This is a genomic window from [Mycobacterium] fortunisiensis (genome assembly GCF_019050325.1).
Taxonomy (GTDB): Bacteria; Actinomycetota; Actinomycetes; order Mycobacteriales; family Mycobacteriaceae; genus Mycobacterium; species Mycobacterium fortunisiensis.
The window spans coordinates 436,199-456,825 of the sequence record NZ_VOMB01000020.1; the positions used below are offsets into that span (position 1 = coordinate 436,199).

The 20,627-nt window shown below is 69.3% G+C and carries 22 protein-coding genes; 5 read left to right on the forward strand and 17 right to left on the reverse strand.

Annotated features, from left to right (window positions below; genetic code table 11):
* Nucleotides 1–43: 43 nt before the first annotated feature.
* Entirely contained in the window at nt 44–1,918 is a 1,875-nt protein-coding gene (lepA, locus tag FR943_RS18050; RefSeq protein ID WP_308170589.1) for a translation elongation factor 4, read from the reverse strand.
* 78 nt (nt 1,919–1,996) lie between these two features.
* On the opposite strand from lepA, the gene FR943_RS18055 reads away from it, so the two are divergent.
* Nucleotides 1,997–2,620 carry a type II toxin-antitoxin system PemK/MazF family toxin gene (locus tag FR943_RS18055; protein ID WP_217159597.1) on the forward strand — a complete coding sequence of 208 codons (624 nt, stop codon included), beginning with the start codon at nt 1,997–1,999 and terminating at the stop codon, nt 2,618–2,620.
* Here FR943_RS18055 and FR943_RS18060 read toward each other — a convergent pair.
* From FR943_RS18060 to FR943_RS18075, 4 genes are read right to left on the reverse strand one after another with little or no spacing between them, the layout of a single operon-like run.
* Complete coding sequence (locus FR943_RS18060; protein ID WP_217159598.1) at nt 2,617–3,387, reverse strand: ABC transporter ATP-binding protein; 771 nt, start codon at nt 3,385–3,387, stop codon at nt 2,617–2,619. The genes FR943_RS18055 and FR943_RS18060 overlap by 4 nt on opposite strands.
* Nucleotides 3,384–4,409, reverse strand: a complete 1,026-nt coding sequence (locus FR943_RS18065) for a FecCD family ABC transporter permease (RefSeq protein ID WP_217159599.1) — start codon at nt 4,407–4,409, stop codon at nt 3,384–3,386. The genes FR943_RS18060 and FR943_RS18065 overlap by 4 nt, the downstream gene beginning before the upstream one ends.
* Entirely contained in the window at nt 4,406–5,425 is a 1,020-nt protein-coding gene (locus FR943_RS18070; protein WP_217159600.1) for an ABC transporter substrate-binding protein, read from the reverse strand. Before FR943_RS18070 ends, FR943_RS18065 begins: the two co-directional genes overlap by 4 nt.
* Nucleotides 5,422–6,456, reverse strand: coding sequence for an ABC transporter substrate-binding protein (locus FR943_RS18075; RefSeq protein WP_308170590.1), 1,035 nt, complete (start codon nt 6,454–6,456; stop codon nt 5,422–5,424). Before FR943_RS18075 ends, FR943_RS18070 begins: the two co-directional genes overlap by 4 nt.
* A 228-nt stretch (nt 6,457–6,684) precedes the next feature.
* On the opposite strand from FR943_RS18075, the gene FR943_RS18080 reads away from it, so the two are divergent.
* Nucleotides 6,685–6,933 (forward strand): DUF6480 family protein, encoded by a 249-nt coding sequence (locus FR943_RS18080; RefSeq protein WP_217159719.1) that lies wholly within the window; start codon nt 6,685–6,687, stop codon nt 6,931–6,933.
* Nucleotides 6,934–6,950: 17 nt separating this feature from the next.
* On the opposite strand, the gene FR943_RS18085 is transcribed toward FR943_RS18080, so the two are convergent.
* Together FR943_RS18085 and FR943_RS18090 are read right to left on the reverse strand one after the other, a co-directional pair.
* Entirely contained in the window at nt 6,951–7,577 is a 627-nt protein-coding gene (locus FR943_RS18085) for a GNAT family N-acetyltransferase (RefSeq protein ID WP_217159601.1), read from the reverse strand.
* Nucleotides 7,578–7,614: 37 nt separating this feature from the next.
* Nucleotides 7,615–8,049: a CBS domain-containing protein gene (locus FR943_RS18090; protein WP_217159602.1), complete on the reverse strand. Its 435-nt coding sequence runs from the start codon at nt 8,047–8,049 to the stop codon at nt 7,615–7,617.
* A gap of 104 nt (nt 8,050–8,153) precedes the next feature.
* Between FR943_RS18090 and FR943_RS18095 the strand changes: the two genes are divergently transcribed.
* Nucleotides 8,154–9,014 carry a ribonuclease Z gene (locus FR943_RS18095; RefSeq protein ID WP_217159603.1) on the forward strand — a complete coding sequence of 287 codons (861 nt, stop codon included), beginning with the start codon at nt 8,154–8,156 and terminating at the stop codon, nt 9,012–9,014.
* Here the strand turns inward: FR943_RS18095 and FR943_RS18100 are convergent.
* The 3 genes from FR943_RS18100 to FR943_RS18110 are packed head-to-tail and all read right to left on the reverse strand — an operon-like array spanning nt 8,998 to nt 12,380.
* Nucleotides 8,998–9,837, reverse strand: coding sequence for a transglutaminase family protein (locus tag FR943_RS18100; protein WP_217159604.1), 840 nt, complete (start codon nt 9,835–9,837; stop codon nt 8,998–9,000). The genes FR943_RS18095 and FR943_RS18100 overlap by 17 nt on opposite strands.
* Nucleotides 9,838–10,812 (reverse strand): alpha-E domain-containing protein, encoded by a 975-nt coding sequence (locus tag FR943_RS18105; RefSeq protein ID WP_217159605.1) that lies wholly within the window; start codon nt 10,810–10,812, stop codon nt 9,838–9,840. It abuts the gene before it with no gap.
* An 11-nt stretch (nt 10,813–10,823) separates the two neighbouring features.
* Entirely contained in the window at nt 10,824–12,380 is a 1,557-nt protein-coding gene (locus FR943_RS18110; RefSeq protein WP_217159720.1) for a circularly permuted type 2 ATP-grasp protein, read from the reverse strand.
* Between the two features lie 344 nt (nt 12,381–12,724).
* Here FR943_RS18110 and rpsT point away from each other — a divergent pair, with 344 nt between their 5' ends.
* Nucleotides 12,725–12,985 (forward strand): 30S ribosomal protein S20, encoded by a 261-nt coding sequence (gene rpsT, locus FR943_RS18115; RefSeq protein ID WP_217159606.1) that lies wholly within the window; start codon nt 12,725–12,727, stop codon nt 12,983–12,985.
* 26 nt (nt 12,986–13,011) lie between these two features.
* Here the strand turns inward: rpsT and holA are convergent, their stop codons facing one another.
* Genes holA through FR943_RS18130 form a run of 3 tightly spaced genes read right to left on the reverse strand, consistent with a single transcriptional unit; the run spans nt 13,012 to nt 16,406 of the window.
* The gene (holA, locus tag FR943_RS18120) at nt 13,012–13,980 is read right to left on the reverse strand and encodes a DNA polymerase III subunit delta (protein ID WP_372448182.1); all 969 of its coding nucleotides are present in this window, start codon (nt 13,978–13,980) and stop codon (nt 13,012–13,014) included.
* A gap of 7 nt (nt 13,981–13,987) precedes the next feature.
* Nucleotides 13,988–15,601 carry a ComEC/Rec2 family competence protein gene (locus tag FR943_RS18125; protein ID WP_372448173.1) on the reverse strand — a complete coding sequence of 538 codons (1,614 nt, stop codon included), beginning with the start codon at nt 15,599–15,601 and terminating at the stop codon, nt 13,988–13,990.
* Nucleotides 15,582–16,406 carry a ComEA family DNA-binding protein gene (locus FR943_RS18130; RefSeq protein WP_217159607.1) on the reverse strand — a complete coding sequence of 275 codons (825 nt, stop codon included), beginning with the start codon at nt 16,404–16,406 and terminating at the stop codon, nt 15,582–15,584. The genes FR943_RS18125 and FR943_RS18130 overlap by 20 nt, the downstream gene beginning before the upstream one ends.
* A 154-nt stretch (nt 16,407–16,560) precedes the next feature.
* Between FR943_RS18130 and FR943_RS18135 the strand changes: the two genes are divergently transcribed.
* Nucleotides 16,561–17,610, forward strand: coding sequence for an NAD(P)H-dependent amine dehydrogenase family protein (locus tag FR943_RS18135; RefSeq protein WP_217159608.1), 1,050 nt, complete (start codon nt 16,561–16,563; stop codon nt 17,608–17,610).
* 61 nt (nt 17,611–17,671) lie between these two features.
* On the opposite strand, the gene FR943_RS18140 is transcribed toward FR943_RS18135, so the two are convergent.
* Genes FR943_RS18140 through gpgP form a run of 4 tightly spaced genes read right to left on the reverse strand, consistent with a single transcriptional unit; the run spans nt 17,672 to nt 20,622 of the window.
* Nucleotides 17,672–18,304 carry a maleylpyruvate isomerase family mycothiol-dependent enzyme gene (locus tag FR943_RS18140; protein ID WP_217159609.1) on the reverse strand — a complete coding sequence of 211 codons (633 nt, stop codon included), beginning with the start codon at nt 18,302–18,304 and terminating at the stop codon, nt 17,672–17,674.
* Between the two features lie 38 nt (nt 18,305–18,342).
* Nucleotides 18,343–19,182 (reverse strand): DegV family protein, encoded by an 840-nt coding sequence (locus tag FR943_RS18145; protein WP_217159610.1) that lies wholly within the window; start codon nt 19,180–19,182, stop codon nt 18,343–18,345.
* A 2-nt stretch (nt 19,183–19,184) separates the two neighbouring features.
* Complete coding sequence (gene octT, locus FR943_RS18150; protein ID WP_217159611.1) at nt 19,185–19,934, reverse strand: diglucosylglycerate octanoyltransferase; 750 nt, start codon at nt 19,932–19,934, stop codon at nt 19,185–19,187.
* Nucleotides 19,924–20,622 carry a glucosyl-3-phosphoglycerate phosphatase gene (gene gpgP, locus FR943_RS18155; protein WP_217159612.1) on the reverse strand — a complete coding sequence of 233 codons (699 nt, stop codon included), beginning with the start codon at nt 20,620–20,622 and terminating at the stop codon, nt 19,924–19,926. Before gpgP ends, octT begins: the two co-directional genes overlap by 11 nt.
* Between the last annotated feature and the right edge of the window lie 5 nt (nt 20,623–20,627).

Consider the following 20,627-nt stretch of genomic DNA (forward strand, 5'->3'; position numbering starts at 1 on the left):
TGGGGGCCTCCCGCTTGCGGTGGACTGCTCGCGGGAGGAAGCGTTACTTCTTGGGCTTGTCCGAAGCGGCGTCGGTGGACAGCGCTGCGACGAAGGCCTCCTGCGGAACCTCCACCCGGCCGATGGTCTTCATCCGCTTCTTGCCCTCCTTCTGCTTCTCCAGCAGCTTGCGCTTACGGGTGATGTCACCGCCGTAGCACTTGGACAGCACGTCCTTGCGGATCGCCCGGATGTTCTCGCGGGCAATGATTCTCGAGCCCACGGCGGCCTGCACCGGCACCTCGAACTGCTGGCGCGGGATGAGCTCTTTGAGCTTGGTGGTCATCTTGTTGCCGTAGGCCGCGGCCGCATCCTTGTGCACGATGGCGCTGAACGCGTCCACTGCCTCGCCCTGCAGCAGGATGTCGACCTTGACCAGATCGGCCATCTGCTCGCCGGCCTCCTCGTAGTCGAGGCTGGCGTAACCGCGGGTGCGGGATTTCAGGGAGTCGAAGAAGTCGAAGATGATCTCGCCGAGCGGCATGGTGTAGCGCAGCTCGACGCGCTCGGGCGACAGGTAGTCCATGCCGCCGAGCTCACCGCGCCGCGACTGGCACAGCTCCATGATGGTGCCGATGAACTCACTGGGCGCGATCACGGTGGTCTTGACCACTGGCTCGTAGACCTCGCGGACCTTGCCCTCGGGCCAGTCCGACGGGTTGGTCACCACCGTCTCGGAGCCGTCGTCTCTGACAACGCGATAGACCACGTTGGGCGCGGTGGAGATCAGATCGAGGTTGAACTCGCGTTCCAGGCGCTCGCGGGTGATCTCCATGTGCAGCAGCCCGAGGAATCCGCAGCGGAACCCGAAGCCCAGCGCCACCGAGGTCTCCGGCTCATAGGTCAGCGCCGCGTCGTTGAGCTGGAGCTTGTCCAGCGCCTCCCGCAGCACCGGGTAGTCCGAACCGTCCACCGGATAGAGCCCGGAATAGACCATCGGCCGGGGCTCCCGGTACCCGGTCAGCGCCTCGGTCGCGCCCTTGCGCGCCGTCGTCACGGTATCGCCGACCTTGGACTGCCGAACGTCCTTCACACCCGTGATGAGATAGCCGACCTCGCCGACGCCGAGACCGTCGCTGGCCTTCGGTTCAGGAGAGACGATGCCCACCTCGAGCAATTCGTGGGTGGCACCGGTGGACATCATCGCGATCTTCTCGCGCGGGGTGATCTTGCCGTCGACGACGCGCACGTAGGTGACGACGCCGCGGTAGATGTCGTAGACCGAGTCGAAGATCATGGCCCGAGCCGGCGCGTCCGGATCTCCCGTCGGTGCCGGCACCTGCCGGACCACCTCGTCGAGCAGCTCGGTCACCCCCGCACCGGTCTTGCCGGACACCCGCAGCACGTCGGAGGGCTCACAGCCGATGATGTGCGCGAGTTCCCCGGCGTAGCGCTCCGGGTCCGCGGCGGGCAGGTCGATCTTGTTCAGCACCGGGATGATCGTGAGATCCCGGTCCAGCGCCAGGTACAGGTTGGCCAGCGTCTGCGCCTCGATGCCCTGGGCGGCGTCGACCAACAGCACCGCCCCCTCGCACGCCTCCAGGGCGCGGGACACCTCGTAGGTGAAGTCGACGTGGCCGGGGGTGTCGATCAGGTGCAGGACGAACTCTTCACCGTTGACCGTCCACGGCAACCGGACGTTCTGCGCCTTGATCGTGATGCCACGCTCCCGCTCGATGTCCATCCGGTCCAGGTACTGCGCGCGCATCGACCGGTCGTCGACGACGCCGGTGAGCTGCAGCATCCGGTCCGCCAGCGTCGATTTGCCATGGTCGATGTGGGCGATGATGCAGAAGTTCCTGATCTGCGCCGGCGCAGTGAACGTCTTGTCGGCGAAGCTGCTGATGGGAATCTCCTGGTGAGCGTGGGTGTCCAGCACGTGCTGTGTGTCTCAAGGGTATCGAGCAAGCCCGCTCACGACACAATCGCCGGGGGTGACTGACCTAAGCTCGACACCATGGCGTCGCAGTGGAAGACGTTCCAGCAGGTTCTCAAGGGTGTCCGCGACGGCGCCGAGAACCTGGTGTTCAACGAGGCACCGAAGCTGGTCCGTCAGTTACAAACCACCGACAACGTGCCGCGGACCGTGCAGCAGGGCATCCAACAGGGCATCAAGCTGGGCCTGGGGGTGTTGGCCGGCGCGGCCGCCCCACCGCCGCAGGCGATCACCGCGGGACGGCCGGTGTCCGAGCACAGCGTCCCCACCGCGCAACGGGCCCGCAAAATCGTCTACGCCCCGGACCTGGACGGGCAGGCCGATCCAGGAGAGATCGTGTGGACCTGGGTGGTCTACGAGGACGACCCCACCCAGGGCAAGGACCGTCCCGTCCTGGTGGTCGGCCGCGACCAACGCACCCTGCTGGGTCTGATGCTGTCCAGCCAGGACTACCACCGCGACGATCCGGACTGGATCGGGATCGGGACCGGCAGCTGGGACTACGACGGCAGACCGAGTTGGGTCCGGCTGGACCGGGTGCTCGATGTGCCCGAGGAAGGCATCCGCCGCGAGGGCGCGATCCTGGATCGGCACCGGTTCGAGGCGGTCGCCGTCCGGCTGCGCGCCCAGTACTCCTGGAGTTAACCGGGCAGGTCGGCACCTGGCTCGAAACGGACGAACGGACCGGCCGCGTCGACCGTGATCCGGCAGCGCACCCCGTACACCTCGGCCACCAGATCTTCGGTCAGAACCTCGTCCGGGCTGCCGGCGGCCACCACGGACCCAGCCGACAACACCACCAAGTGGTCGCAGAACATCGCCGCGAGGTTGAGATCGTGCAGCGCCACCACGCTGGTGACCGCAAGCCGGCGGATCAGCGCCAGGATCTCCAGTTGGTGGGCGATGTCGAGGTGGTTGGTGGGTTCGTCCAGCAGGAGTTCAGTGGGTTCCTGGGCCAGCGCCCGAGCGATCTGCACGCGCTGACGCTCCCCACCGGACAGGGTGTGCCACAGCCGGCCGGACATCTCGCCCAGACCGGTGGCGGTCAGCGCCGCCGCCACGGCTGCGGCGTCGTCGCGGCCGGCGCCGAACACCGGGGCGTGCGGGATGCGCCCCAACCGGACGACGTCGCGCACCGTGATATCCAGGTCCGTCTCGGCATGCTGGCCGACCACGGCCACCCGGCGGGCCACCGCACGGCGCGACATCGTGTGCAGCTCCTGGCCGTCGAGTTGCACGCAGCCGGAGTCGGGCCGGTCGATGCCGGCCAGCAGACGCAGCAGTGAGGATTTGCCGGATCCGTTGGGGCCCAACAGCCCCACCGTGCTGCCCGGGACCGGGTCCACCGTGACCCCGTGCAGCACGCGCCGTCCCGACCGGGTCCAGCTCACCTCGACCGCACGCAAACTCATCGATGAATACCTCTGCGTCGCAACAAGATCAGGGCAAAGGCGGGGACCCCGAGCAGGGCGGTGACCACCCCGGTGGGCAACTCCTGCGGGGCGAACACGGTGCGGGCCAGGGTGTCCACCCACACCATGAAGACGGCACCGAAGATCACCACGGTCGGCAACAGGCGCAGATGGCCGGGCCCGACCACAAAGCGCGCGGCGTGCGGCAGCACCAGGCCGACGAAGCCGATCGCCCCGGCCGCGCTGACCAGGGCGGCGGTCACCAACGCGGTGATCACCAGCAGCACGATCCGGGCCCGGGTCACCGCGACCCCCAGTGTCGCGGCGGCGTCCTGACCGAAGGCGAAGGCATCGAGGACGCGTGCCTGGGCCAGACACACCGCCAGCCCGACGGCGACGACGACCGCGCAGGCCAGGACGTCGGACCAGGACACCCCGGCCAGCGAACCGAGCAGCCAGAACAGCACTCCCCTGGTCTGCTCGGCATCTGCCGAGGACAACACGATGAACGAGGTCAACGCCGAGAACAGCTGGGTTCCGGCCACCCCGGCCAGCACCACCCGATCCGTGCCGCCGCCTGCCGCGTACGCCAGCAGCAGCACCACCGCGAACGACAGCACCGCGCCGGCGAAGGCCCCGCCGGACAGGCTCAGCGCGCCGGCCCCGACGCCGAGCACGGCGACCAGCACGGCGCCCGTCGAGGCGCCCGAGGACACCCCCAGCACGAACGGGTCGGCCAGCGGATTGCGCAGCAGCGACTGCAGGATCGCCCCGCACAGCGCCAGCCCGGCACCGCAGATCGCCGCCAGCACCACCCTGGGCAGCCGCAGTTGCCAGACGATGCTCTCCTGCAGCCGCGTCGTGCCCGATGGGCCCGCACCGAACTGCTCGCCGACGATGCGATACACGTCGCCCACCGACAACGCCGCCGGCCCGATGGTGATCGCCACCGCCGCCGAGAACACCAACAGGACCAGCCCCGCGACCCACAACCCGGCGAGCCACCCGGTTTGGGTCCTCACCGCGCCGGGGCGAGCCCGAGCTCGCGCAGGCCCCGCGCCACCTTCTCGGCGCCGTCGACGGTGCGGATGGACGGGTTGAGATCGGCGCCGTTGACCACGATGTAGCGTCGCTCTCGCACCGCGGTGAGCGCCCGGGTGAGCGGATTGGACTCCAGGAAGGCGATTTTGGCCGCCAGCGCGTCGCCGTCAATCGTGCGGCGGCTCAGATCGGCCAGCACCAGCACATCCGGGTCACGATCGGCCACGCTCTCCCAACTCACCTGCGGCCATTCGTCGGTGGTGTCGGCGAACACGTTGCGGGCTCCGACGCTCTCGGCGATCACGCCGGGAGATCCGCAGCAGCCGGCGAAGTACGGGGCCCGGACATCGGAGAACCAGAAGGCCATGTCGACGCCGGAGGGTGCCGCGGTAACCTGGCCCATCCGGTCCCGCAGCTGCGCGACGAGCAGTTCGCCACGGTCAGCCACGCCGAAGATCCGTGCCAGGTCCCGGATCTCGGTATGGATGGCCGCCATCGTGAACGGCGTGCTGCGCGCCCCATCGCCGTTGACCGACGTCTTGCCCTCGCAGTCACTGGGTGCCAGATAGCTTGGTACGCCCAGTTGTTCGAACTGGGCGCGGTCGGCGACCCCGCCGGGGCCCAACGTGCCGCCGAAGGAGGCCGAGACGAAATCGGGCTCGGTGTCCAGCACCGTCTCCAGCGACGGCTTGTTCAGCGCGAGCCGGGGCACCCGGGCATTGGCGGCCTCGAGATCGGGGCGGACCGGGTCGGTCCAGGTGGCCGTGCCGACCATCCGGTCCGCCAGTCCCAGCGAGAGCAGGATCTCGGTGGAGGACTGGTTCAACGACACCGCCCGCTGTGGTGGCGCGTCGATCACCACCTGTCGGCCGCAGTTCGGTACCGACAGTGGATATCCGGGAGCTGCGCCCTGATGCGGTGCTCGGGAGGTGTCGGGGGCGCATCCGGCCACCAGCAGCAGACTGATCGCGCCGACGGCACGCCGAACCCGGCTCATCGCGCCAGACCGAACGTCTTGAAACCGGTGGCCAACTTCTCCAACGCATCGATCTCCCGGATTCCGGGATCGAGTTCGGACCCGGTCAGCACGACATAGCGCTTGGCGCGCACGGCCGTCATGTTCTTGGTGACCGGATTCGATTCCAGGAACTTCACTTTGGTCTCGAGGGCGTCGCCGTCAATGCGCCTGCGCTGCAGATCGGCCAGCACCAGCACGTCCGGATCACGGTCGGCCAGTGCCTCCCAGCTGATTTCCGGCCAGTCCGCGCGGGCGTCGGCGAAGACGTTGGTGACGCCGAGTTCGGTGGCATACAGACCGGGCGCCGAGCAGCAGCCGGCCAGATACGGGGTGCGCAACCCGGAGAACCAGAACGCCACGCTGGTGTCCGGCGCGGTGACCGTCGCGGCGCTCTCCAACCGCCGGGTGAGCCGGCCGACCAGATCCTCGCCCCGCTGTGGCACATCGAAGATCTCGGCCAACTCGCGGATCTCCCGGAACAGCGTGTCCAGGGCCAAGGGCTGGGTGCGGGTGACGGTCTCGCCGGCCACCGTCGCTCCGACGCACACCGACGGTGATTGATATGTGGGGATGCCCAATTGGGCGAACCGGCTGCGCTCGGCGACCACGGCAGGGGTGAAGGTGTGCGCGCTCGCCGAGGTCACCAGGTCGGGCTCGGCATCGAGCACCGCCTCCAACCCGGGATCGTTGTCCGCCAACCGTGCAACGGTGGCATTGGCGGCGGCAAGTTCGGGCAGCACCGGGTCGAACCAGGTCGAGGTGCCGACCATCCGGTCGGCCAGACCGAGCGCCAAAAGGATCTCGGTGGAGGACTGGTACAGCGATACCGCGCGCTGCGGTGGACGGTCGAAAGTGACCTGCACACCGCAGTTCTCGAGGGTGAGCGGATAGCTGGTCGGGCCGGGACCGGCAGCGGGGTCCGCACCCGGGTCAGGGTCGGGCGAACCGCAGGCGGCGACAAGGGTCACCGTCACGGACAACAGACACAGCAGCACGGCGGAGATACGCACGCCCAGGACTTCCTTCGATGCGGGGCTCGGTCGCGGAGCCGTCGACGGTCATTCCCGGCCGCAGGTGATCGGACTCGAGGCACTGCCCCATACCGTTGCGCGTCAGTTCCGGTTTCGCACCGGATTCCCCTGCTGGTCGGCCCTCGCACTGTAACAGCCACGATGCGGGCGGCTCGTCCGCGCGGCGGGGCAGCGTATGAAATCGGGGTGAACGGGTATTCCCTGCCGATGACCGCCCTGCCACCCGATCCCGACCCGGCCCAGACCCCTGACCTGGAGCCCGGTGGCGGGGTCACGCCCGGCGCCACTCCCCCGGACTCGGCTCAGACGTCGGGCCTCGGCGAGCCGGAACCGCGGCCGCGCAATCGGATCACGCCCACCTCGGTGGCCACGATCGTGGCTCTCGTGCTGCTCATCGGGGTGTTCGTGGCGGTCGGGGTGTTGTTGGTGCTGAAGATGACGGGAACCACCGGCTGAGCCGGCCACGCTTGTGGTCAGCGCGCCCGGCGCCACATGGCGGTCATGACCGGGCCGTTGTCGGGCAACTCGATCTCGCCGGTGATCTCGAAACCGAACCGCAGGTAGTACGGAACGTTGTCGGGGTTGCTCGACTCCAGATACGCCGGGGCATGCTCGGCGTCCACCCGGTCGAGCCGCGACCGCATCAGCGCCTGCCCGAACCCGCCGCCGCGCACTGTTGGGTCGCTGCCGATGACGGCCAGGTACCAATGCGGCTCCTGGGGGTGATGCTTCTTCATCAGTTCGGCGACCTGCTTGCCGCGGGTGAAGTGCCGCCCGAACGCCCGGGCAAAACCGGGCATCATCCGAAGTTCCTCCAGCGGCGTCTGCCGCCACCGGCCGGGTGGATCCCACAGTGCCGCCGCCCCGATCCGGTCCTGGCGATACGCGACCTCGCTGCTGCCGCCGGACAGAAAATGGTGCCGGGTCATGGTGGCGAACATCCGGGCCAGTGCCCGCTGTCGGTGGGCCTCATCGGGCAGCATCCACCGCATCACCGGGTCGTCGTAGAAAGCCCGCCCCAGGACAGCGGCCAGACCCTTGACCTCGGACTTGTGCACGGGGCACACCTCTACGGAAACCACACGCCCACCCTTGCACATCCAATTCGGTTCTGCACCAGTTGATCTCGCTGCAGGGTCAACGCCCCTGAGTGATGTAGGCCTGCAATTGCTCCTGCTCGGCCTCCAGCTCCTCCATCCGGGTCTTGACGATGTCGCCGATACTGACGATCCCGGCCAGCCGCCCGCCGTCGAGCACCGGAATGTGGCGCACCCGGTTCTCGGTCATCAGGGCGCTGAGATGGTCGACGCTGTCGCGCGGGGTGCAGGTGGCCACCACCGTCGTCATGATCTCCGATACCGGCTGCGCCAGCAGGCTGCTGCCGCGTTCGTGCAGCTTGCGCACCACGTCGCGCTCCGAGACGATCCCGGCCACACTCCCACCCGGGCCGAGCACCACCATGGCGCCGATGTTCAGCTCGGTCAGCCCGGCCAGCAGCTCGGTCACCGTGGCCTCCGGTGACGTCGTCACCACCGCCGCGCCCTTGTTTTTCAGCACGTCCGCAATTCGCATCGGCAGCCTCCGATCGTGAGCTGTATCACACCAGGCTAAGTCGGCGGCGGCCGAGAGGAAAGAACCCACGCCCCGAAGCGGCGACACGGAGTAGGAAGGAGGCCATGATCGAGGTCACTCTGCTGGGCACCGGTAGCCCGATCCCCGATCCGGACCGGGCCGGACCGTCGACCCTGGTGCGCGCGGGCGGCCAGATGTTCCTGATCGATTGTGGACGCGGGGTGTTGCAACGCCTGGCCGCCGTCGGCGCGGGCGCCCACCAGCTCAGCGCATTGCTTCTCACCCATCTGCACAGCGACCACATCGCCGATCTGGGCGATGTCCTCATCACTCGCTGGGTCAGCACGTTTGCCCCGGACGCACCGCCGCTGCCGATCATCGGGCCCCCGGGCACCGCCGAGGTGGTGGACGCGACGCTGAAGGCGTTCGGGTTCGACATCGGCTACCGCATCGCCCACCACGCCGATCTCACCGGCCCGCCGCCGGTCGAGGTGCACGAGTACACCGAGGGGCCGGTGTGGGAGCACGACGACGTCCGAATCCGGGTCGCCCCCACCGATCATCGGCCGGTGACACCCACGATCGCCTTCCGCATCGAACACGGTGGCGCCTCGGTGGTGGCCGCCGGCGACACCGTGCCCTGCCCCAGCCTGGATGCCCTGGCCGCCGGCGCCGGCGCCCTGGTCCACACGGTGATCCGCAAGGACCTGATCGATCTTCTTGCACAGCAACGGATTCGCGACATCTGCGACTACCACTCCTCGGTGCAGGAGGCAGCGGCCACCGCAGCACGGGCCGGCGTCGGGATCCTCATCCTCACCCACTACGTGCCGGCGATCGCCGCGGGCACCGAGGAGCAGTGGCGGGCGCTGGCGGCCGCCGAGTTCGACCGTCAGATCGAACTCGGTGACGATCTGCACCGCGTGCAGGTCCATCCCGGGATGTGCGTCAAGCCAACCGGGTGACCTCGACGACCACGTCGAGATCCGTCGAACCCTCGCCGGAATAGATTCCCTTGAGCGGAGCCACATCCGAGTAGTCCCGCCCCACGCCCACGCTGACATACTGCTCGTTGATCTCGGTGTCGTTGGTGGGGTCGTAGTGCCACCACCCGCCGGTCCAGGCCTGGATCCAGGCGTGGCTCTGCCCGTCGATCGTGTCCCCCACCACCGCGTCACCCGTCGGGTGCAGGTAGCCCGAGACGTAACGGGCCGGAATCCCCATGGACCGCAACATGATCAACGACAGGTGGGCGAAATCCTGGCACACCCCTTTCCCCTCGCGCAACGCATCCAGCCCCGACGAGTGCACCCCGGTGGTGCCCGGCACGTAGTCGAGTTCGCTGCGGATCCACTGCGCGACGGCGCGCACCGCCTGGAACGGATCGTGATCCTTGGCGATGCGACGTCCCACCCGGGCGATGCGCGGGCTGCGTGGCGTGTAATGCGTCGGGCTGAGCACCTCGTCGAAGCGGTCGACGACGGCCTCGGAGGCCAGATCAGCCCAGCCGACCAACTCCTCGGGCTGCTCGGCGACGTCGGTCTCGACCACCGAGGAGGCCGTCACCTCCAGCTCGGTGTGCGGGGCGTGCAGGTCGAACGCCGTCACCGCGGTGCCCCAGTAGTCGACGTAGCGGTAGGACCGGGTGGCCGGAACGGTTTCGACCCGGTTCAGGATCACGTTCTGGCGGGAATCCGACCGCGGGGTCAGCCGGGCCTCGTTGAACGACGCCGTCACCGCCGACTTGTAGGCGAACCCGGTCGAGTGCACCATCCTCAGCCGCCACATCTAGACCTCGCCCTCCTCGATCACCACTGGCTCGCCGTGCCCGGCATCGGTCCAGGCCACCCACGGAGCCGAATGGAAGTACTGCAGCGCCAAGGCTTCTCCCACGTCGCGGCACGTGTGCTGCAACCCGGCCAGCCGGGCATCCAGGGATTCCAGCAGGGCACCGGGCTGCAGGAACTCGAGCTCGCTGCGGGCCCGGCCCAACAGCCGCTGCGCCTCGGCGGTGGCGCCCAACCGGTTGTGCGGCCGGTTGAGCAGTTCGTCCAGACTGTGTTCGGCCATCCGCAACGAGTGGAAGACCGAACGCGGGAACAACCGGTCCAACAGCATGAACTCGACCACCCGGCCGGCGTCGAGCACGCCGCGATACGTCCGCAGATACGTGTCGTGGGCGCCGGCCGACCGCAACAACGTCACCCAGGCCGGGGACGAACCGCTGTCACCGACGCGCGAGAGCAGCAACCGCACCATCATGTCGACCCGTTCGATCGCCCGGCCCAGCAACATGAACCGGTAGCCGTCGTCACGGCTCAAGGTCGAATCCGCCAGCCCGGCGAACATCGCCGCCCGCCCCTCCACATACGACAGGAACTCGTGCGGGCCCAGCCGTTTGGCCGCCCGCTCCCGCTCGGCCAGCGCGTTGTACGTGGTGTTGAGGCACTCCCAGATCTCGGTCGAGGTGACCTCTCGGGCCCCGCGGGCGTTCTCGCGCGCAGCCGAGATCGCGTCGACGATCGAATTGCCGCTGTTGTCCCGACTGAAGGCCACGATGTCGGTCAGCGACCACACGTCCAGGCGCTCGGCGGGCGGCGGGATCCCGAGCACCCGCAGCAGGGTCCGGGACGCGACGTCCGGGTCGACGCTGGAATCCTCCAGCAGTTGGTGCACCGTGACATCGAGAATGCGGGCCGTGTCATCGGCCCGCTCCACGTAACGGCCGATCCAGTACAGGGACTCGGCATTGCGCGCCAGCATCTGTGCACCCCCTACTGCTGTTGTTGTTGGGACGACGAACCATCAAGCGCGCCATCCCCTTTGGGGCCGTTGGCGGATTTGGGCAGCGACCGCACCACCTCGGCGGCGGCCAACTCCCGGTCGGCCGCCGAGGTGCGCGAGGCCAGTACCCAGGTGTCCTTCGACCCGCCGCCCTGGCTGGAGTTGACCACCAGCGATCCGTCCGGCAACGCGACCCGGGTCAGCCCACCGGGCAGCACCCAGACCTCGTTGCCGTCGTTGACCGCGAACGGACGCAGGTCCACGTGCCGGGGCGCCAGTTTGTTGCCGATCTGGGTGGGCACCGTGGACAGCTGCATCACCGGTTGGGCAATCCAGCCCCGGGGGTCGGCGCGGATCTTCCTGGCAACCGCGGTGAGCTCCTTCTCGGAGGCCTCCGGGCCGAACACGATGCCGTAACCGCCCGAGCCCTCGACGGGCTTGATGACGAGCTCGTCGATCCGGTCCAGCACCTCCTCACGCTCGTTGTCCAACCAACAGCGGTAGCTGTCGACGTTGGCCAGCACCGGTTTCTCCCCCAGGTAGTACTCGATGATGGTCGGCACATAGGTGTAGACGAGCTTGTCGTCGCCGACACCGTTGCCTACCGCGCTGGAGATCACGACGTTGCCGGCCCGGGCGGCGTTGAGCAGCCCGGCCACCCCCAGCACCGAATCGGGGCGGAACTGCAGCGGGTCCAGGAACGTGTCATCGATGCGGCGGTAGATGACGTCGACCTGGCGCTCGCCCTCGGTGGTGCGCATGTACACCACGTTGTCGCGGCAGAACAGGTCGCGGCCCTCCACCAGCTCGGCACCCATCTGCCGGGCCAGCAGGGAATGCTCGAAGTAGGCCGAGTTGTACACCCCGGGCGTGAGCACCACCACGGTGGGATCGGCGACGTTGGTCGGCGCGGCGTTGCGCAGTGCCCGCAGCAGGTGGGAGGAATAGTCGCCGACCGCCCGCACCCGGTGGGAGGCGAACAGATTCGGGAAGACCCGCGCCATGGTGCGCCGGTTTTCCATCACATAGGACACCCCCGACGGCGAGCGCAGGTTGTCCTCGAGCACCCGGAAATCACCTTTGGCGTCCCGGATCAGGTCGATGCCGGCGACGTGGATGCGCACCCCGTTGGGCGGGACGATGCCGGCGGCCTCCCGGTGGAAGTGCTCGCACGAGGTGACCAGCCGGCGCGGGATCACCCCGTCACGCAGGATCTCCTGCTCGCCGTAGACGTCGTCGAGATACATCTCCAACGCCTTGACCCGCTGGGTGATGCCGCGTTCCAGCCGCGACCATTCGGCCGCCGAGATCACCCGCGGCACCAGATCGAGCGGGAACGGCCGCTCCTGACCGGACAGCGAGAACGTGATGCCCTGGTCGATGAATGCCCGGCCCAGCGCGTCCGACCGGGACCGCAGCTCCGAGGCGTCCGACGGAGCAAGCTCGGTGAAGATGCCCTTGTACGGCCCGCGGACGTTGCCGGCCGGGTCGAACATCTCGTCGAAGGCGGCCGAGTAGTGGCCGGTCCGGTGATAGCCGTCGAAGATGCCCTGATGGTTGACCCGCCGCGGCGCGGCGGCACGGCGCCCGGCCCCCGCCGACCCGTTGGGCTCCGCATCTTGCGCACGCACCGTTCGCAGGCTCATCCCCCTCATGCTGCCGCACCCGCCGCCGTTTCGCCGTCCAACCGAGCGGCCCGTTTCGGCAGGCCAACGGCGGGTTGACGTGGTATCGGCAGGTGGCGCCCGACGTGGCAGCACCCCCGTTTCACCAGCGCCGCTTTGGGAGTTCGCACGTCTCGCTGGTAACCTGAACAGTCGCTGCCCGCAGTGCGGGTGGGCGCACCCAGACTTCGGTAACCCCAGCAAGAGAATTACGAAGGAATTTCTACGTGGCCAACATCAAGTCGCAGGAAAAGCGCATCCGCACCAACGAGCGTCGTCGGCTGCGTAACCAGTCGGTGAAGTCGTCGCTGCGGACGGCCGTCCGCGGCTTCCGCGAGGCCGTCGAGGCCGGCGAGAAGGACAAGGCCGCCGAGTTGCTGGTCTCCACCAGCCGTCAGCTCGACAAGGCCGCCAGCAAGGGCGTCATCCACGCCAACCAGGCCGCCAACAAGAAGTCGGCCCTGGCCCTGGCGCTCAACAAGCTCTGACCTTTCGGGACTGATCCCACGGCTGTTCACCGGGTGGCGAGTTCGGCCACCCGGCGCACTGCTGTCTCAAGGGCGTAGTCGGCATCGGCCGCTGCGCCCTTTACGTCTGCATTGAGGGTGGCCACCACCCGCATCGCCTCGGCCACTGAGTCGCGTGACCAGCGGCGGGCCTGCTTCTGCGCCTTCTGCACCCGCCACGGCGGCATCCCCAGCTCTCCGGCGAGCCGGTACGGATCTCCCGACAGCGGCCCCACCCGCGCGATGGTGTGCACGGCCTCGGCCAGCGCGTCGGCCAGCACCACCTGCGGTTCACCGGCCAACATCGCCCACCGCAATGCCTCGGCCGCCCCGGCGACATCACCGGTGACCGCCTTGTCGGCGATGTCGAAGCCCTTCACCTCGGCCTTGCCGCTGTGGTACCGCCGCACCGCGGCCACGTCGACCTGTCCGGCGGTGTCGGCCACCAACTGCGAGCAGACTGCGGCGAGCTCACGAACATTCGAGCCCACCGCGTCGAGCACCGCGGTCACGGTGTCCTCGGAGACCTTGGCCCGCAGCCGGCGGAACTCGGCCCGCACGAAATCGGCGCGTTCGGCCGGTTTGGCGATGCGGGCGCACGGATGCACCTGTGCACCAAGCTTTTTCAACTGATCGGCCAGCGCCTTGGCCCGCCCGCCCCCGGAGTGGACAACCACCAGCACGGTGCCCGGCGGCAGATCGGCGGCGGCCGAGCCGATCAGGGCCACAGCGTCTTTACCGGCCTCGGCGGCGGCCTCCAACACCACCATGCGCTCTTCGGCGAACAGCGACGGGCTCAGCAACTCGGCCAGCTCGCTGGTGCTGACCTCACCGGCACGCATCCGGTCCACCGGGACATCAGGGGAACCGGCCTGCGCCCGCAACCCGCGCAGCACTGAGGCCACCGCGCGCTCCACGAGCAGCTCCTCATCTCCGAGAACCAGATGCAGACCGTCGATCTGTTCAGTCACGCCGATGATCGTGTCACGTCGAGGCGACAGCGCCGACCACCTGGCCCGCCAGCCCCCACGCCAGCAGGCCGAGTACCAGCGCCGCCAGCCCGCGGCGCACCCAGCGCAGCCGCCACAGCACGCTCAGCGCCACCCCGCCGACCGCCACCGCCACCACACCGGCCAGGCCCGACGGTGTCGGCAGCGCGGCCGCGGGCAGCTTCGAAGCCCACCGCGCCACCGACAACAGCCACCACAGCTCGGGACCGGTGAACCGGATCAACAACTGGGCCCCGGCCGGCCAGACCGGCGAGATCGCGGCCGCCGCGGTACCCAGCACGGTGATCGGCGGAATGATGCCGGCCACCGCGAGATTGGCCGCCACGGCCACCAGACTGACCGTGCCCGAAATTCCGGCCACCAGCGGGGCGGTGATCAGCTGGGCCACCACGGCGACGCTGACCGCCGCCGCGGCCGGGCGCGGCCACCCGCGGGCCTGTAGCCGGGCCGACCAGATTGGTGCGAGCACGACGATGCCTGCCGTGGCGCCCACCGACAACGCGAACCCGACGTCGACGGCAAGCTCCGGCGCGGCGATCATCAGCGCGATCACGCTGGCGGCCAACGCCGGAACCGCCTGCCGGCGCCGGTGGGTCAGCACGGCCAGCAGGGTCACCGCACCCATCACCGCGGCCCGCAGCACGCTGGGCGAGGGCGCCACCACGATGACGAAGCCGACCAGCCCGGCGCCGGCCAGCAGCACCGCCGCCCTGGGCCCGATCAGCGCGGCGGACAGCAGCAGCGCGCCGCACACGATCGTCACGTTGGCCCCCGACACCGCCGTCAGATGCGTCAGCCCCACCGTGCGGAACTGTTCGGTGGTCCGGCCGGTCACGGTTGACGTGTCTCCGAGCACCAGGGCGGGCAGCATGGCGGCCTGATCGGCCGGCAGTGCCGCGCGCGCCGCGTCGGTGAAGCCGTTGCGGATCCGCTGCGCCACCTGCTGCACGGCCGACGCCTGCCCTGAGGCGGACCTACCGGAAGCCACGAGCACCGCCACGCTCAGATCCCGCCGCTTGGGGCGCTGCACGGCGGCGCGAAAACTGACCGGGCGGCCCACGGCCACCTGACCGAAGGATGCCGGTGCGAACACCAGAACCCGCCCCACCATGGGCACCTGTTCGACCCGGCGCAGGGCGGCGCGAAACATCAGTCGCCCACCGTTGAGCACCCGCGGGGTCTCCGCCGGAACCACCTCGACCGTGGTGGCACCGCCGTAGCGGCTGGTCACCGGATGGTGCTCGACCTGCTGCACCCGTAACCCGACCGCGACGGCGAACCCGGCCGCGACGGCGCCGACCGCCAGCACCGCGGCCATGGTCGCGTGCGGTGCGCCGGGGCCCGCGCCGCGCCGGGTCACCAGCCAGGTGAGCCCGACCGCCACCAGCCCCACCACCACGGCGACGCCGGCATTCCACACGATGCCCGACGCCGTCACCGACCATGCGGTGATCGCGGCCGGGACGATGCGCAGATCCAGCGGCTGCGCCTCGGCCGGCGCCTCGGCGCTCCGGCCGTCGCGCTGCCGGTCACCCCGGTCGTCGTGTGGGCCGTCGCCACCCGACTCGTTATGCCCGGACCAGCTCACGCAGCTTCTCCAACCGGGCCGGGCCGATCCCGTCGACCTCACCGAGCTGATCGACGCTGTCGAACCGTCCGTGCGCGGCCCGCCAGGCCAGGATCGCCTCGGCGGTCACCGGACCGACACCGGGCAGGGCGTCGAGGTCCTCGGCGGTGGCGGTATTGAGATCCACCGGCCCAGTGGCGGCAGTGGCCGCGGTTGTCGCGGTGCCCGGAGCACTGCCGGGTGCAGCGTCGGAAGTACCACCGGCCACCGAACTGGCCATGCTGCTGGACTGGTCGGGCGGCGCCTCGATGCCCACCACGATCTGTTCCCCGTCGGCGACCCGGCGAGCCATGTTCAGCCCGAGCAGGTCGGCACCGTCGAGCGGCCCGCCGGCAGCTTCCAACGCGTCGGCGATGCGGGCTCCGGCCTGCAAGGTCACCAGCCCGGGCTTGTGCACCAGACCGACCACGCTGACCACCACCGGCCCGTCGGCCACATCGGGTTTCGGGACGGCCGATGAAACCATCTGCACCGGAGGCAGATTCGCCGAGGCCACCGGTGGCGGCTGATGTCGGATCAGGGTGAAGACAGTGACCAGAATGGCGAGCACACCGACACCGGCCAGTGCCAGGGCCCCGGCGCGGCCCGGGTCGGCACGCACGGCGGCCAGCCAGCCCGGACCATCGGAGGCTGCGGTATCGGGTAGCCATCGCGACAGCGTGCTCTCGGACACGGTGTCAGGTTCGGCGGTGTCGTCCGCCTCGGTGCCGGGATCGTCCCGGCCACCCAGACGACGGAGGCGTTGCACCGACAGTTCGGTTCCCATGCCCGCGACGTTAGGGGCGGATTGCGACGATGCCGGGCCGCCGGGCCCTCAGGGCCGGCCGGCTGTGGATGAATCTCGGGTTGGGGATTACCGGGGTAGACACCTTCGGCGATAGTGTCTAGTCCGCACACAGGGCTGAGCGAGGGAGATGATCATGACCGCAGGTAAGCCGATTCGGGTCATCCAATGGACCACGGGCAACATCGGCCGACGCTCGCTGCACGCGATGATCAGCCGCGACGACATGGAACTGGTCGGCGTCTACGCTCACGGCGCCGACAAGGTCGGCGTCGACGCCGCCGAGTTGGCCGGCTGGCCTGAACCCACCGGTGTCCGGGCCACCAACTCCATCGACGAGTTGATCGCGCTCGAACCCGATGCCTGTTGCTACAACCCGCTGTGGCCGAACATCGATGAACTCGTCGCGCTGCTCGAGGCCGGGGTCAACGTGTGCTCCAGCGCGGCCTGGATCACCGGCGGCAAGCAGACCCCGCAAGACCTCGACCGCATCCGGAAGGCCTGTGAGACAGGAAGTTCCACGATGTTCGGCAGCGGCGCCCACCCCGGTGTCACCAACATGGTGGGCATGGTGCTGTCCGGTTCGTGCGAACGGGTCGACGAAATCCGCATCACCGAATCGGTGGACTGTTCCACCTACGAGTCAGCGGACACGATGGCCGCGATGGGCTTCGCCCAGGACCCCGACACCCCAGGTCTGACCGAAAGTGTGCGTCGCGAGAGCGAGGTGTTCGCCGAGTCCGCCGCGATGATGGCCGACGCCATCGGCGCCACCCTGGACCGCATCACGTTCGACGTCACCTTCACCGCGGCCACCGCCGACAGCGACCTGGGGTTCATGAAGATCCCGGCCGGGACGGTCGGCAGCGTGTACGGCTATCACCGCGGCTGGGTCGGCGAGAAGAATGTCGTCAGCGTCGGCTTCAACTGGATCATGGGCAGCCACGTGACGCCGCCCAAGCCGGTGGCCGACGGACATGTCATCCAGGTGTTCGGGCTGCCCAACATGCGCACAGTGCTGCACTGCCTGCCACCCAAGGACTGGTCCGAGCCCAGCTTCTCCGGACTGGGCTCGATCTACACCGCACTGCCGGTCACCAACGCGGTGCCTGCCGTGGTGGCCGCCGCACCCGGGATCGTCACGCTCAAGGATCTGCCGCCGATCACCGGGCGGTTCGCCGGCTGATCGGCGTGCCAACGCTTTTCGCCACGACCGCCGCTGCGGGCCGGTCGTCGAAACCCGCTACCTAGCCGCCGGCGCCCAACCGCTGCGCGAACCGCGACCACCCCGGCCCGTCGAGGTCGGCCACGGCGTCGGCCCGGCCGGCCATCGCCATCAGCAGCGCTTCCGCCGGTCCGGACACCTCGGGCCCACGGCCGGCCGACCAATCCAGATCGGTGGCCACCAGGCGCAGACCACGGGCCCGCAGCCCACCTCGGATGGGCGGTGCCCACCTGGCGAAGTCCAACGCGACAAGCAGGCGGTCGGCCGGGATGCGTCGGGGCATCCCCAGCGGACGGCGGATGTCCTGCTGATGGATCAAGCCGTCGGTGAGCCCGACACGACCGCCGAAACTCGCAGTCGCACCGCGCGGCTCGGGGTAGCGATGGAACAGTTCGATCAGGCCGTCGGGCGGTAGCGCCGAGAATTCGGCCACGCCGATCGCGTTGGGACCGCCCTTGGTGACCAGTCCCCTGACCACCCGACCGGCAGTTTGTCTCGCGCTCAACGGCTCGTAACTGATGACGTGGGCCACCAGGTCGTGGACCCGCCAGCCCTGGCACAGCGACGGGCCCTCCCACTGCTGTGCGGTCAGTTTCTCCAGGAAGTCGGCGAAATCCGCACGCTCGTCGCGCGCCAACATCATCACGGTTGCCATCGGTATCGCCACCTCAGAGCCGAGCCGGAACTGGCCCCTTACGCGTCCTCCACGCTAATACACACCCCGACTGCCCCGCCGCCGACATGCACCGCGAGCACCGGACCCATCTCCGTCACCGCCAGCGAGCGCAGGTTCGGCAGCCGATCGGTGAGCGTCGCGGCGATCTCCTCGGCCCCGTCCGGGTTGTCGACGTGATGCACGACGACGTCCACCGGACGCTCCCCCGCCGCCTCGGCGATCTGATCGACCAGGGCCGCATGGGCTTTCGAAATGGTCCGGATCCGTTGCGCGAGCACCAACCGGCCGTCCACGTCGAGGCGCAGCAACGGTTTGAGCGACAGTGCGGTGCCCAGCCACGATGCCGCCGCGCCGATCCGGCCGCCGCGCCGCAGGTTGTCCAGCCGGTGCACCACGATGAACGCCTGCCCACGCGGTATCGCCGCACGCGCCGCAGCCTCCACGGCATCGAGACCGTCACCGCGACCAGCCGATTCGGCGGCAGCCAGGGCGACGAACCCCACCCCCATCGCCGCCGCCCGCGAGTTCACCACCCGCACACTCGGTCCGATCTCCCGGGCAACCGCCGCCGCTGCGCTATAGGTGCCCGACAGGGCCGCCGAGATATGCACGGCGACAACGCCATCGCCGCCACTGGCGGCCAGCGCCTCGCGGTACGTGGCGGCCAGATCGGCCGGCGACGCCCCGGCGGTGGTGGCCTTTGCCCGATCGTGAATGTCCGATGGAATCGGATCGACCCCGTCGCGCAGGTCACTGCCGTCATCGAGGATGTGCAGCGGCACCTGCCGGATACCCCACTTCTGACACAACTCGGGCGCCAACCGGGACGTCGAGTCGGTCACTATCATGACCGCCATCGTCAATCAGTGGAATTCTGTTGTGGCACACCAGCAGTGGCCAGCCCCTTGAGCATCAACTCGGCCACCGCCCGGTGGGCTTCGAAGTTCCAGTGGATGCCATCGGGGTTGCCGCGCCCGCCCAGCACCTCGTCGGCGACCGCGGCCTTGAGATCCACCAACGTGACGTCGTGCTCGGCCGCCCAGGCCGTGATCGCCTTGACCGTGGGCTCGCGGCCGTGATGGGCCTTCCCATAGGTCTCGGCGATGTGCACCGAGGGCAACGAGGCCAGCACCGGGATGCCGGGCCGGTTGAAATCGATGGCGTTACGCGTCATCTCCAGGTACTCGACCGTCAGATGCGGGGGCAGGGCCGCGCGGGCGATCGGCGACAGCCGCGGCTGCAGCCAGCCGTAACCGTCCCGCACCCACCGGCGTAACCGGGACGGCCGCACATACCGGATCAGCTCGCGCAGCGCCGTCGGCAACGGCGAGGGCAGCGAATCCATCCCGCTGGTGGCGAAGACGACCGCCCCCGCGCGGGGCAGCGCCGCCCACGACCGCGGATCCTGGGTGGCTGCCCACCACACATCCCGGCAGGTCCAGCCGATCCGGCCGATGAGCTCCACATCCCAGCCGAGTTGTTCGGCCACGATGTTGGGCCAGATCCGCGGATCATCGGAAGGCAGACCACCGGTCGGACCGAAATAGGACAGCGAGTCGGCGAACACCAACAGCACCGGCTTGCGGTCATCGCAGCGTTCAGAGGACATCGTTGGCCACCTGCGCCGAGGCATTCCACACGTCCAGCCGCCAGCGGATCGAATCGAAGCCGGTGCTCTCGCCGGGTCCGGCCGAATCCGGCGAATGCCCGGACAGCTGAACCCAACTGGCGTTGCCCATGCCGCCGAGCACCGGCCAGTTGTCCACCGGCAGCCCCAGCAATCCGGCCGTCAGCGCAGCGATCAGCCCACCGTGCGCCACCAGCACCACCGGCCGGTCGGCACCGGCGCCGGCGGTGTCCACGCCCCACTCCGGTTGTCCGGCAACCAGTTCGGCGACCACCGGGATGCTGCGGTCGGCGACGTCGACGCGGCTCTCACCGCCGTGCGGCGCCCACCGCGCGTCCTCACGCCAGGCCCGACGGGCCCCCGGGGCCATCGTGTCCACCTCCAGGTGGGTCAGTCCCTGCCAGTCCCCCAGGTGCGTCTCCCGCAACCGTTTGTCCACCGCGACGGCAATGCCGGCGCGGTCACCCAGGGTGACCGCGGTGTCCAGCGCACGTTTGAGGTCCGAGGACACGATCAGCAGCGGCTGCCGCTTGGCCAGCACCTCGGCGGCGGCAGCGGCCTGGTCGCGGCCCAGATCGGACAGGTCGGTGTCGAGCTGGCCCTGCATCCGGCTGCCCGCGTTGTACTCGGTCTGGCCGTGCCGCAGCAGCACCAGCCGGCGGACCGTCATCGCGC

Coding starts and splice junctions, on each gene's coding strand:
- FR943_RS18145 (WP_217159610.1), bottom strand. CDS start 19,182: ATGGCGGTCATGATAGTGACCGACTCGACGTCCCGGTTGGCGCCCGAG.
- octT (WP_217159611.1), bottom strand. CDS start 19,934: ATGTCCTCTGAACGCTGCGATGACCGCAAGCCGGTGCTGTTGGTGTTC.
- FR943_RS18105 (WP_217159605.1), bottom strand. CDS start 10,812: ATGCTGGCGCGCAATGCCGAGTCCCTGTACTGGATCGGCCGTTACGTG.
- FR943_RS18090 (WP_217159602.1), bottom strand. CDS start 8,049: ATGCGAATTGCGGACGTGCTGAAAAACAAGGGCGCGGCGGTGGTGACG.
- FR943_RS18140 (WP_217159609.1), bottom strand. CDS start 18,304: ATGGCAACCGTGATGATGTTGGCGCGCGACGAGCGTGCGGATTTCGCC.
- FR943_RS18095 (WP_217159603.1), top strand. CDS start 8,154: ATGATCGAGGTCACTCTGCTGGGCACCGGTAGCCCGATCCCCGATCCG.
- gpgP (WP_217159612.1), bottom strand. CDS start 20,622: ATGACGGTCCGCCGGCTGGTGCTGCTGCGGCACGGCCAGACCGAGTAC.
- FR943_RS18085 (WP_217159601.1), bottom strand. CDS start 7,577: ATGTGCAAGGGTGGGCGTGTGGTTTCCGTAGAGGTGTGCCCCGTGCAC.
- FR943_RS18080 (WP_217159719.1), top strand. CDS start 6,685: ATGACCGCCCTGCCACCCGATCCCGACCCGGCCCAGACCCCTGACCTG.
- FR943_RS18130 (WP_217159607.1), bottom strand. CDS start 16,406: ATGGGAACCGAACTGTCGGTGCAACGCCTCCGTCGTCTGGGTGGCCGG.
- FR943_RS18055 (WP_217159597.1), top strand. CDS start 1,997: ATGGCGTCGCAGTGGAAGACGTTCCAGCAGGTTCTCAAGGGTGTCCGC.
- FR943_RS18070 (WP_217159600.1), bottom strand. CDS start 5,425: ATGAGCCGGGTTCGGCGTGCCGTCGGCGCGATCAGTCTGCTGCTGGTG.
- FR943_RS18135 (WP_217159608.1), top strand. CDS start 16,561: ATGACCGCAGGTAAGCCGATTCGGGTCATCCAATGGACCACGGGCAAC.
- FR943_RS18100 (WP_217159604.1), bottom strand. CDS start 9,837: ATGTGGCGGCTGAGGATGGTGCACTCGACCGGGTTCGCCTACAAGTCG.
- FR943_RS18060 (WP_217159598.1), bottom strand. CDS start 3,387: ATGAGTTTGCGTGCGGTCGAGGTGAGCTGGACCCGGTCGGGACGGCGC.